Source organism: Pusillimonas sp. DMV24BSW_D (assembly GCF_011388195.1).
GTDB classification, from domain to species: Bacteria; Pseudomonadota; Gammaproteobacteria; order Burkholderiales; family Burkholderiaceae_B; genus Neopusillimonas; species Neopusillimonas aestuarii.
Genome location: NZ_CP049990.1, coordinates 3,021,137 through 3,033,335 on the forward strand (window position 1 = coordinate 3,021,137; position 12,199 = coordinate 3,033,335).

The 12,199-nt window shown below is 55.3% G+C and carries 8 protein-coding genes and 1 pseudogene; 2 read left to right on the forward strand and 7 right to left on the reverse strand.

Going from position 1 to position 12,199, the window contains the following annotated elements; genetic code table 11:
* Positions 1 to 2: 2 nt before the first annotated feature.
* The gene (locus tag G9Q38_RS14485; protein ID WP_166132152.1) at positions 3 to 1,793 is read right to left on the reverse strand and encodes a tetratricopeptide repeat protein; all 1,791 of its coding nucleotides are present in this window, start codon (positions 1,791 to 1,793) and stop codon (positions 3 to 5) included.
* A gap of 83 nt (positions 1,794 to 1,876) precedes the next feature.
* Between G9Q38_RS14485 and mutM the strand changes: the two genes are divergently transcribed.
* A complete protein-coding gene (mutM, locus tag G9Q38_RS14490) occupies positions 1,877 to 2,704 on the forward strand; it encodes a bifunctional DNA-formamidopyrimidine glycosylase/DNA-(apurinic or apyrimidinic site) lyase (protein ID WP_166132153.1) in 828 nt (275 codons plus the stop codon).
* A 45-nt stretch (positions 2,705 to 2,749) separates the two neighbouring features.
* On the opposite strand, the gene G9Q38_RS14495 is transcribed toward mutM, so the two are convergent.
* Complete coding sequence (locus G9Q38_RS14495; protein WP_166132154.1) at positions 2,750 to 4,174, reverse strand: FAD-binding oxidoreductase; 1,425 nt, start codon at positions 4,172 to 4,174, stop codon at positions 2,750 to 2,752.
* Between the two features lie 99 nt (positions 4,175 to 4,273).
* Between G9Q38_RS14495 and G9Q38_RS14500 the strand changes: the two genes are divergently transcribed.
* Positions 4,274 to 5,671: a phosphomannomutase/phosphoglucomutase gene (locus G9Q38_RS14500; protein ID WP_166132155.1), complete on the forward strand. Its 1,398-nt coding sequence runs from the start codon at positions 4,274 to 4,276 to the stop codon at positions 5,669 to 5,671.
* A gap of 21 nt (positions 5,672 to 5,692) precedes the next feature.
* Here the strand turns inward: G9Q38_RS14500 and G9Q38_RS15390 are convergent, their stop codons facing one another.
* The 5 genes and pseudogenes from G9Q38_RS15390 to G9Q38_RS14520 all read right to left on the reverse strand — a co-directional run bounded on the left by G9Q38_RS15390 (position 5,693) and on the right by G9Q38_RS14520 (position 12,168).
* On the reverse strand, positions 5,693 to 6,877 hold the full coding sequence (locus G9Q38_RS15390) for a glycosyltransferase family 4 protein (protein ID WP_370523896.1): 1,185 nt from the start codon (positions 6,875 to 6,877) through the stop codon (positions 5,693 to 5,695).
* Between the two features lie 132 nt (positions 6,878 to 7,009).
* A pseudogene (locus tag G9Q38_RS15395) lies at positions 7,010 to 8,011 on the reverse strand (glycosyltransferase family 4 protein); the annotation flags it as partial.
* A complete protein-coding gene (locus tag G9Q38_RS14510; protein ID WP_166132157.1) occupies positions 8,004 to 9,128 on the reverse strand; it encodes a glycosyltransferase family 4 protein in 1,125 nt (374 codons plus the stop codon). The pseudogene G9Q38_RS15395 and the gene G9Q38_RS14510, both read right to left, overlap by 8 nt.
* Positions 9,128 to 11,044 (reverse strand): asparagine synthase (glutamine-hydrolyzing), encoded by a 1,917-nt coding sequence (gene asnB / locus G9Q38_RS14515; RefSeq protein ID WP_166132158.1) that lies wholly within the window; start codon positions 11,042 to 11,044, stop codon positions 9,128 to 9,130. Before asnB ends, G9Q38_RS14510 begins: the two co-directional genes overlap by 1 nt.
* Positions 11,029 to 12,168 (reverse strand): glycosyltransferase family 4 protein, encoded by a 1,140-nt coding sequence (locus tag G9Q38_RS14520; protein WP_166132439.1) that lies wholly within the window; start codon positions 12,166 to 12,168, stop codon positions 11,029 to 11,031. Before G9Q38_RS14520 ends, asnB begins: the two co-directional genes overlap by 16 nt.
* Positions 12,169 to 12,199 lie beyond the last annotated feature (31 nt).

Genomic DNA, 12,199 nt, shown 5'->3' on the forward strand with positions numbered 1-12,199 from the left:
GCTTATTCGGCCCCAAGCCGTTCAATGGTTTTAAGCAGGGTTTCGTTACTTGCATCTTTTTGCTTACCCTGCTTCCAGATATCGCGCGCTTCGTCTTTTCGGCCCATCACCCACAACACCTCGCCCAAATGTGCCGCAACCTCGGCCTCAGGCAAGATTTCAAATGAGCGCTGCAAATATTGCAACGCAGACTCATAATCGCCCGTACGATAAAAATACCAACCTACACTATCCAGAATGTACGGGTTATCAGGCTCCAGTTGCAGCGCCTTTTCAAGTAAAGCCTGGGCTTCGTCCAACTGTGTATTCTGTTCAACAAACGTATAGCCCAAAGAGTTGTATGCATTGGCGTCGTCGGGCGTGAGCTCGATAATTCGCCGCATCATTTTTTCAAAGGCGTCGTACTTGCCCTGGCGCTCGTAAAGCATTCCCAAGTCGTACTTGATTTCCGGCGTATCAGGTAATGCTTTGTCGGCTTTCTCAAGCGTTTCAACCGCCAGGTCTGTACGCCCGGCATCACGATATATCGAAGCCAACGTCAACGCCGCTACGGTCCGCTCCTGATCATTCTGGGGCGCAATCGCATCGATCACTCCACGCGCCTGCTCCAGCTTGCCCATTCGGCCATACAACACCGCTTTGTGAATTTGCGATTGAAAAATCAAGGAAGGATCGTCGATGAGGCTCAACTGTTCGATCGCTTCTTCGAGATTGCCCTGGCGCTCGGCAATTCGCACCAGCATCAGCCGCGCGTCGGAGGCGTCTGCTATCGCATTACTGGCTTTATCGTCAATCGACTCGCGCCGCTGCATTTGCACTGCGATATATTCGTTCAACAACGCTTTGGCCTGGTCATATCGCTCCGATCGGGCATTCACTTCCGCTTCGGTGTAAAGCAAATCAAAATTTTCCGGCGCAGCCTCACGCATTGCCTGAACCTGCATTAATGCCTGGTCAACACGACCCACTTCTGTTAGCCGCCGTACAAGCAATAAACCAAGGTCGTCTGCCTGCGGATACCGCTCGAGGTAACGTTGAGCCGCGCTGATCGCCGCGTCGGGATCAACTTTCAAGCCATACTCAAGAATACGTTGAGCCGCCGGCTCTGACGCAGGATCAAGCTGCTGGGCGCGCTCGGCATGCGCCAGTGCGCGCCCCGGGTCGCTCGCCGCCCACGCCATGTCTGAAAGCGCCAACCAGGTGACCGGCAAATCCTGCACCGGTTCGCGCAATGCCGAACGCAAAATGTCGTAGGCTGCCGTACGGTCATTCAACTTGCTGACAATGGCTGCGGCCTGACCAATGGCCACTTCTTTATCCTGAGCATTTTCAATGCGCTTCCAGAGTGCATCGGCCAAGCCTTCCGTTTCCCCGTTCGACGCGGACATCGCCAACGAGCTCGCAACTGCTTCAGGGTCGTTTGGTGCAATCAATGCCCACAATTGAGCCGCGCGGTTCGCCTTGGGGAAATTGCGTGCCACCATGGCGTACTGGAATGCCCGTTTTGCCAACCGTGGATCGGAAGTCGTACGCGCCAGCTCGTAGAATACGTCTGTCGCCACACCCATCTCCCCCCTTTGCGCTGCAAACTCGGCAACCAGCAACTTGTATAACATTTCGCCGGTTAAATTCACCGAAGGCAGCGAATCGGGGTGCAAATGTATATGCTCTACAGGCTCAGCCGAAGGAGTAGGCTCTAACGGGCTGCCCGTTTGCGCATTCGCATCAAGCGCTGCGCCCTGCAGAAAAAAACCTGCGAACAAAATGGATAACAAAGAATTAGAAAGTTTCATTCAACACAACCATCACAAGTGCGCCAAGCGGATTTGCGCATGATGGCAAAATAACACAAACATTCCAATTAGTAGTGTGACCGATGCCCGAACTGCCTGAAGTTGAAACAACCCGTCGTGGAATAGCGACTGTCATGCCCGGCCGACGCTTGCGATCCCTGGTGGTTCACGAGCCTCGTATGCGCTGGCCGATACCCGCCCACCTTAGCCAAACGGTTGCCGGCCAAATCGTGCGACGATGTGAAAGACGGGGGAAATACCTGTTAATTGGTTTCGATAACGGCACCATGATCGTTCACCTGGGAATGTCGGGCTCACTTCGGCGTGCGCCATTAGACGAAATAAAACGCAAACATGATCATGTTGAATGGGTATTCGATGACGCGCGCTTTTTGTTGCATGACCCCCGGCGCTTCGGGGCGGTACTCTGGCACGACCACGGCAGCGGGCCTGTACAAACCCACCCTTTATTGGCCAATTTGGGTATCGAACCGTTTGACCCGGGTTTTACCGGAACAACGCTGCACCAAGCCTTCAAAAACAAAAAACAGGCAATAAAGACGGCATTGCTGGCCGGCGATGTTGTGGTGGGCGTGGGAAATATTTATGCTTCTGAAGCCTTGTTCAGAGCGCGTATCAACCCAAAAACCGCAGCCGGCCGCTTGTCTCGGGAGCGGTGTTCACGATTGCACGACGCCGTATTAAGTACGCTGTCGGACGCCTTGCACTCAGGCGGCAGTACCCTGCGCGATTATGTAAATGCAACAGGAACGCCCGGCAGTTATTTCGATATTCATGCCGCCGTTTATAACCGTGCGGGTCAACCTTGCCGGGTTTGCCACACACCCATTAAAAAAATTGTTCAAGGGCAGCGCGCCACTTACTACTGCCCCAAATGCCAGGCACGATAACACCGCCCTGGAACCAACGAGAAGGCGGCGGTGTAAACCAAGACCTTATCCTGCATCCGGTGTCACAACCTTGCCCGGGTTCATGATGCCGTGTGGATCCAGCGTTTGCTTCAGCAGGCGCATCAGCTTCATTTCAACCGGGTCTTTAAACTGGTCGAGCAGATCACGCTTTAACTGCCCAACCCCGTGCTCCGCACTAATCGACCCATGATAATGATGGACGCTGCGGTGAACAATGTCGTAAATCGCCTCTTGCCGGTCTAACAAATCGTCCTCTGAAAACGCCGTTCCGCGTGCGATGTTGTAATGCAGATTACCGTCGCCCAAATGGCCGAAAATAACGTGTTCCAGACCCGGGAAACGCGCCTGAATCGCCTCGTTGGTGGTGCGTACGAAATCGGCCATTGACGACACCGGAACCGATACGTCGTGCTTAATGCTTTTGCCCTGCTCTTTTTCCGCCAAAGGGATGCTTTCACGCAAATGCCACAATGCCTTGCTTTGTGAGATATTTTCAGCAATAACCGCGTCGACCACCACTTCCGCCTCAATTGCATCGCCAACAACCGTTTCAAACCGCTCGCGAGCGTGATCGGCGCTTTCGCTGTCGGAGAGCTCAAGCAAGGCATACCAGGGCAGCGCTGCCGACGGGCCATCGAAAGGCATTCTTTGCTGCGGGAAGTGGTGTGTAACCAAATTCAAACAATTACCTGCAATCAGTTCAAAACCGGTTAAAGCCGGGCCAAACCCCTTGCGCGCAATCGACAAAAGGCTGACTGCCGCTTCCACACTTTGCAACGCAACCAGCGCCGTACACTGCGCAACAGGCAATGGAAACAGCTTTAATGTGGCTGCCGTAATAATGCCCAAGGTGCCCTCACTGCCAATGAACAAATCGCGCAAGTCATAGCCGGTATTGTCTTTACGCAAACCGCGCAAACCATGCCATATTTCGCCCTGTGCCGTTACGACCTCCAGACCCAGAACCAAATCACGGGCATTACCGTAGCGCAACACTTGGGTTCCGCCCGCATTACACGCCAAATTGCCGCCAATCGTGCAACTGCCCTCTGCCGCCAAAGACAAGGGAAACAGACGATCAACATCACGTGCCGTCTGCTGAACTGTTTGCAAAATGCAGCCGGCTTCCACCACCATGGTGTCGTTGTCGGTATCAATTTCGCGCACCGAGTTCAGCCGACCCAACGACAATACCAACGCACGCCCGGAGTCATCCGGCGTGGCTGCGCCACACAAACCGGTGTTTCCGCCTTGCGGCACGATCGGCACCTGATGGCGCGCACACCATTTCACGACATCGGCCACTTCCTGGGTAGAGCCGGGGCGCACAACTGCCAGCGCCGAACCGGAATAACGGCCGCGCCAATCGGTAAGGTAACCTTGCGCGTCGTTACCCGTAATAACATTGGCGGTGCCCACCAAAGCCGCTAATTCACCTAGCTGATCCATCAAAAATATTCCTAGTTCTTTTAAGATTTCAGGCCTGTGACATAATTGCCTGCGACAATACACTACAACATTTTCACCGATTCATCACAAGCAACCTTTATGTCTATTTCCGACACCGTTTTTAAAGCCTACGATATCCGTGGCACTGTGCCCGAACAAATCCATGAAGACTTTGCCTATGCGCTCGGCTTAGCCTTAGCCGAAATGGCCACGCAAGCCAAGGTTGATACACTGGTTGTGGGTTACGACGGGCGTCTGAGCAGTCCTGCGTTAAGCCAGGCACTGCAAAAAGGCCTTACAGACTCCGGTATCAACACCGTCGACCTGGGGTGCGTACCCACCCCCCTGGTTTATTTTGCCGCTCATACCCTGGGAACGGGGTCTGGCGTTGCCATTACGGGAAGCCATAACCCTTCGAACTACAACGGCTTCAAAATGATGATGGCCGGCAAAACGCTGTTTGGCGAACAGATTCAAACCTTGAAAGGTTTGATTCAGCAGGCCCAAACAGCCAAAGGGCCGGGCGTCGAATCACGGCCATGCAAAGGCAGTACGAAAATCTACTCGCCTGTGGCCGACTACATCAAACGCATTGTCAGCGATATAAAGCTCAAGCGGCCAATGAAAATTGCCATTGATTGCGGCAATGGCGTAGGGGGGGTCGCAGCACCCGCCCTGTTTCGCGCACTGGGATGTGAAGTAATCGAATTATTCTGCGAGGTGGATGGCCGGTTCCCCAATCATCATCCCGACCCTGCCGACCCAGAAAACCTTCAGGACCTGATTCGCACTGTACAAGAGACAGAATGCGAATTGGGGCTGGCCTTCGATGGCGACGCCGACCGTTTAGGCGTTGTGACCAAATCGGGGGAAATCATCTGGCCGGACCGTCAATTGATTTTATACGCCCGTGATGTTTTATCCCGCGAACCCGGGGCAACCATTATTTTCGACGTGAAATGCAGTCGCCATGTCGGTAAGGCCATTCTTGACGCAGGCGGTACCCCCTTGATGTGGCAAACCGGGCACTCCATGATTAAGGCAAAACTGCAGGAAACGGGGGCTCCGCTAGCCGGTGAGATGAGCGGCCACACGTTCTTCAAAGAGCGTTGGTTCGGCTTTGACGACGGCCTTTACACAGGGGCGCGTTTATTGGAAATTGTGTCCGCATCACACAACCCTTCTGAATTACTCGAAGCACTTCCAAAAGGCGTATCCACGCCGGAGCTGAAGCTGCACATGCAGGAAGGTGAACCGCACATCCTGATTGCAAAACTGCAAGCCCAAGGGCAATTTGACACCGCAACTGACATCATCAAAATCGACGGAGTTCGGGCTGAATACGAAGATGGCTTCGGTTTGGCAAGGGCATCCAATACCACGCCCGTGGTTGTACTGCGGTTTGAAGGTGACAACGAAGAAGCGCTGGAACGCATTCAGGCAGAGTTTCGCCGCGCATTGCAAAAACTGGCCCCCGCTGCGCAACTCCCTTTCTGACTATTTTTGCGGATCACGCTGCTATTCAGACTCAGGCAAACGGGGTTCGATGCGTTTGGGCTGGGTATGCCGCTTACGCGCAAGCAGCGCCGCATAAGTCTCCAAATGAAGACGTTGCACTTCGCGAATATCAAATACACGCTCGGCAAACCGCCGGCCGGCCTGACCCATGGCCTGCCGTAACGCCTTATTTTCAGCCAACCTTTGAACGGCAGCCGCAAGCGCCGGTGCGTCTTGTACCGGCACCAAAAGCCCCGTTTCGTTCGGCACAATCGCGTCACGACAACCGGGAACATCGGTTGTGACAACCGCCCGCCCGGAAGCCGCAGCTTCGATCAGCGATTTGGGAAGCCCTTCGCGATACGAAGCAAGCACGGCAATATGTGACTGCGCATATTGCCCTGCAATGTTGTCGCACTCACCCAGAAAAGTTACCACCCCTTCTGCGCGCCACTGAGCCAGGGTTTCGGGGGAAATGCTGGCCGGGTTGCCTGGGTCGAGGCTTCCGGCTATTTTCCATTGCACACCTAATGGATGAGTTTGGGAAAGCCGCGCGGCTTCCACGAACTCTTCAACGCCTTTATCTTTCAGAAGGCGCGAGACCATCAGCGCAACAGGCGGCCCCGGCGGCTCGGGCTCGACTGGCCACGCCTGCATATCAACGCCTGAACCCCGAATCATGACGACTTGCGATTCGCGAACGGCACCAAACTTTTGCATTAAACGGCTGTCATCGGGATTCTGAAAAATAATTCGACTGTTGCCATGCCCCAGAGCGACTCGATAAAGCAGCGTGGCCACCAGGCGTAGCGACCGCGCCTTGACGCCGGCACCGGTAAACACAAACCCAAGACCGGAAATCGCCGCCACAAAACCGGGAACGCGGGCCAGCCGCGCGGCAATACCACCGTACAACACAGGCTTAATGGTGACGGTATGCACAATGGCTGGACGCAGACGACGAAACAGACGCCACAATGAATAAACGGTATAAATCTCTTTAACGGGGTTGCGGCCGCTACGGTTCATGGGCACGACATGATGTGTAAAGCCCAACGCCCGCAACGACGCCACTGCCGGCCCATCCATTGTCGCCAAATGAACATCGTAGCCGGCGGTGCGGGCGGCCTGAATAATGGGCAGACGATGCGACATGATAAAAGCCGGATTATTCACCACCATCAGTAAGCGGCGGCCACCGGCCAACTTGGCCCATAACCCTTCATATCGCGACACCATAGCGCCAAGGCTGAATTTTATTTGTACCCGCTCACGCCCTTTCTGCAAACGAACGGCCATGGCCGGCGAACCCAGGGCGCAAATTGCCTCACCCAGGGAATGCGCAAGCGCGACAGGATCCCGGGGCGGCGCGACCCAACCAAACGCATCAACAATGTATGCCGCATCACCCACGTCGGTTACTACATTGGCCGCCCCCACTGCCATGGCCTCAGCCACCACGTTCGGAAACCCTTCCGCGCAACTGGACAGCACGTGAATATCCAATGCATTCATCACCGCAGGAATGTCGTCACGACGACCCAACAACAACACCTGCGCCTCAACGCCGTGCCGCCTGAGCAATTCCATCAACTCTGGATTGGCTGAATCCATCCCATCGCCCACGAGCACTAATCGGGCCTGCGAATGCGCCTGAACGACTTTAGAGAAAGCGTCAATTAAATTGGCGTGATCCTTCAAAGGATGCCAACGCGCCACGGCACCAAGCAGCGGCGTATTAAGCGAAACGCCCAGCTGAGCACGAAACTTGATACGCGTGGCGGCGTCGGACGACCACCGCGCCATATCGTAGCCATTGGGAATAACCTGCATTTTCCCCGCTGCGTATCCTTTCTTCTGATGCCGTTCAGCTGCATCATTGGCGCATGCCACAATGGCCGCCGGAATCCACCCGGACAAACGCGCGCACAGCCAGGCCGAAAGCCGCACCGCCCGGCTGGTTCGCTCCAGGTGTGCACCAGAGTTCCGGATACCCCAAACAACATGTCGAACGCCGGCCAGCCGCGCGACCACCCCGCCGATGAGGTCGGCGTAGTACATCCAGGTTTGCACCACATCCGGGCGCAACTGTTTCAATAAACGGTATAACGCTTTTAACGCCGACCAAGAAATGCGCCCCGAAGACATGCCCAGACTCATGACTTCAATATTGGCCTGCTCAAGGCGCGGCCCGAACACACCGGCGTCCGTTAAAGAGATCACGGTGTGCTCAAAGCGGGAGGATGATTGCGTCAGTAAACGATACATCACCGTCTCGGCGCCCCCCTGCCCCAGGCCACCGATGATATGTACAACACGCACTTTGGGGGACTTAATCATGACGCACCCCTACCTTGGAAAACATTTGGCTCCACTGCGTTAAGACAACCGGCAGGCTGAATCGCTGCAGAACACGTTGCAACGCCAGTTGGCCCAACTGCCGACGCGTCCCTGGGTTGGCCATTAAAGCCCCCAGCGCAGACGCATAACCTTGTTCATCGTTCAGCGGCACCAATACCCCCGCGCGACCGCCCTCCATGAGCTCTGAAGGCCCACTAGGGCAGTCGTATGCAATGCAGGGCAAGCCGCAGCCCATTGCCTCAAGCAGGACATTGGGGAACCCCTCAACACGAGACGTCATGGCGAACAAACTGCCTTCACGCAAAACATTCCAAGGATTCGTCGTTGTGCCCGGCAAGAATATGCGTTGGTGTAAGTCAAACTGCTGAATTAAGGATTCAAGCTGTGTCCGTTCCGGCCCGTCACCGTAAATCCATAAATCCCAGTCCGGAAACTGCTTGGCCAACCCGGCAAAGACACGTATTAGATGCGAAAACTGTTTCTCGGGAACCAAACGCCCCAAAGCAACCAGACGATAACGCCCCATGGCGTCGGCGTTTAACGATGCACGTGAGCCGCCCCCCAGATCGTCCGGCAACGGATTGGGAATAACAAACAAAGGAAGATTTTGGCCCAGCCTTGCCTGAAAATAAACTTGTGCAGCGGACGTTTGCACACATATTGCACTGGCCCGCGGATAAAGTACCTTTCGCAAAGCGTGCAACGCACCGCGACTATGACGACTGGCCGATGGGTTGGTACGCTCGCAAACCACCACGGGTACGTTCAAACCAATGGATGCCGCCAACACGGTGACATTGACATTGGTTAGAAAAGACACCACGACGTCTGGTTGCTCACGACAGATTGTCTTTCGCAGCGCCAACAACTTTCCCACATACCGCGCCCGCCGATAAAGCACCGACCCGACAATGGTGTCAATAAGCCAATGCACTCGCACATCGGGGCCAAGCTCATAAAAACTTTCCGACTTTTTCCCATATGTAGGCACCAGCGTTACCCGATGGCCTTGACCTGCCCAGGCGCTTGCCAGGGTCACGGCCACCCGCTCCGCCCCACCTGCATTCAGCGAACTGACAAAAAACAGGATATTCATCACAAACCGCTTAACCCTTTATCGCGATAATGCGCCAGCCAGGCTTGTGTCATGAGGATTCCCCACAATTGGCCGCTGCGATCTTCCCGACCAGACAAATGTCGTCGCCATTCCTGCTGAACACGATCGGCATCAAACAAACCATCGTGCTTCAATTGAACGGGATCCAACAAAGAAGCGGCCCACTCCCTAAGGGGGTCACGCAACCATTCTCCCAACGGAACACTAAAGCCCTTTTTGGGCCGATCGACCAACGCGGGTGGCACATAACGATGCAATAATTGGCGTAATAACCATTTTCCCTGGCCATCGCGAATCTTGTACTGCTGCGGTAAACGCCGGGCAAAAGCGTAAACGCGGTGATCCAGCATCGGCACCCGCGTTTCCAGGCTAACGGCCATCGCGGCACGATCGACTTTAACCAGAATATCGTCGGGCAAATACGTTACCGCATCAAGCCAGGTGATATGGTCAAAAAATGCAAGATTCGTCGCTTTATCAAACGGTGTGGGTGGCAGATTTGAACCCACTACAAATGAAGCCGGATCGCCCTGATACGACACGAACTGCTGGTAAAACGGCCCCGCACCCGACGCCGTAAGAATGTGCCCCAGTTTTGCCAGACGTTGCGACCGGCTCGCCCCAGGCATCCAGCGCGCAGCACCGCCCGAAACACGGCCCACCGCCTGGCTAAGCGAATTTGGAAGCGATGCGCGGCGATCCCACCACGACATCGCCCGTTGATAACGGCTATACCCCCCGAACAACTCATCGCCCCCGTCACCAGATAACGACACCGTGACATGCTGACGTGCCAACCGCATTAACAAGCAGGTGGGAATTTGCGACGCATCGGCAAACGGCTCGTCGTGGATTTCCGGCAAGCCTGGAAGGACGGACATGGCGTCGTGCGCCGACACGTACAACTCGGTATGCCGGGTGCCCAAATGTTCCGCCACGGCGCGGGCATGCTCGGCCTCGTTAAAACGGGGTTCATTAAAGCCGATGGAAAAAGTATTGACCGGATCTGCGCATTGCGATTGCATCATTGCCACCACGAGCGAGGAATCGATGCCGCCCGACAAAAACGCGCCCAGCGGCACATCGGACATCATTTGACCCCTGATCGATGTAGCGAGTACGCCGTCGAGCGCATCCAGGGCATCTTCATCGCGACTAAAGGCAAGGGGTTGCTTCACACCTTCAAGCGCAACCTCGTAGGAAGACCAGTACGATACTGCCTGTTGATCGAACTGATTTGAAAGGGTGTCGTGCGTATAGCGCAAATAGGTGCCCGGCATGAGTTTTCGCACATTCTGATGAATGGAATGCGGCGCCGGAATATAGTTGTGCCGCATCATTAATGCCACCGCGTCCCGGTTAATGGCCCAATCAACCCCCTGAATCGGATGCAGTGCTTTCAATTCCGATGCAAAAAACAAAGTTGAACCTGTAAACCCGTAATACAGCGGCTTCTCTCCCATCCGGTCCCGAGCCAAATACAACGCACACTCGTTGCGATCCCACAAAGCCAGGGCAAACATGCCTACGGCGGATTTCAATGTTGCCTCAAGGCCCCATGCGACCATGGCGGCCAATAAGGTTTCTGTATCAGAGTGGCCTCGCCAATCGGGCGCCTGCCCCTGAACCGTTAACAACTCACGCAATGCCAGGTGGTTGTATATTTCCCCGTTCAGCACGAGTACATATCGCCCACACGCGGAAACCATGGGTTGGTGCCCGGCACGCGAGACATCCAGCACGGACAAGCGAACATGCGCCAGGCCCAGATCGTTTTCAGTATCCTCCCAGAACCCTTCGTCATCCGGCCCTCTATGACGCATCGCTGCGCGACTGCGCGCCAGTACCGCCATTTTGTCGGGAATACCGCCCCAAACTCCTACGATTCCGCACATGAACTGCTTCCTTTGTTTTGCTCCGGGGTATTGCCCCCTTCAAATACTTGTCGCCACAAGGCCATGACCCTGACCGACGAAAACCGGTCACGCACATCCACCGCGCGCATGGCCAACGTTCTGCGCTTATCGGGATGCGCCATTAAATCGGAAAGATGTGCGGCCAGGGCATCGACATCTTCCGGCGGACTCACCAATGCGCCGTCAATCCCGTGACGCACAATTTCACGCGGCCCCGTATCGCAATCGAACGCAACAACCGGCAGGCCGCTTGCCATTGATTCGAGCAGGGTATTAGACAGGCCCTCAACGCGTGAACTAAGCACATAAAGGTCAGACGACTGATACCACTGTCCCACATTACCGACCCGACCCGGCATGGCAACGCGCTCATCCAAGCCCAGCTGTTGCACTTGTCCCTGAAGCGCCTCCCGGTCGGGACCTTCGCCCAGAATCACAAGATCCCAATCCGGGAAGTATGACTGAATCGACGCAAAAGCGGTCAGGAGAAGATCAAAACCTTTGTGCGAATGCAAGCGCCCCACTGCCAGCAATCGTTTGCGCGTTCCGCGCGGAGGCGGCTCGACAACGGGATCGGTTTTCGCAAGCGGCCAGACGACGGCATTCGGTATGACGCAAACCTGGCTGCCGGGAATACTTTCTTTAATCCACCGGGCGGTATCCGAGGTGAGCGCCACCACTTTATACGCTTGCGGATACGCTTTCTTGCGCATTTTTTTCCACGCCGACGGCAGGTCCTGAAACGGCGGATGCGTGTGTTCGGTTGCGATCACACGACATGATTGACCTCGGGCCGCCAATATGGCGAGCACCGAGGACGTTGTCATCATGCCCAGAACAATGGTCGGTTGATACTTTCGGATCAGCCGCCGCAAACGCCATAAACGACGTAAATTCGAGTAAAGCGCTTTCAATTTATTGCCGCTGGCCCCCGCTGTACCCAATACTTCGCGGCGCACGTCGGCGTGAAGCTGGTAAGCATCGTGTTCGGGGCCGGCTTGCGTGACAACCGTTACTTCGTAGCCTCGGGCGCGCCAAAACTCGCTTAAATCAACTGTCACGCGCTCGGCACCACCGCCATGCAGCGAGTGAATCACAATCATCAAATGCGGGGAACGCTTCAACCTAACCACA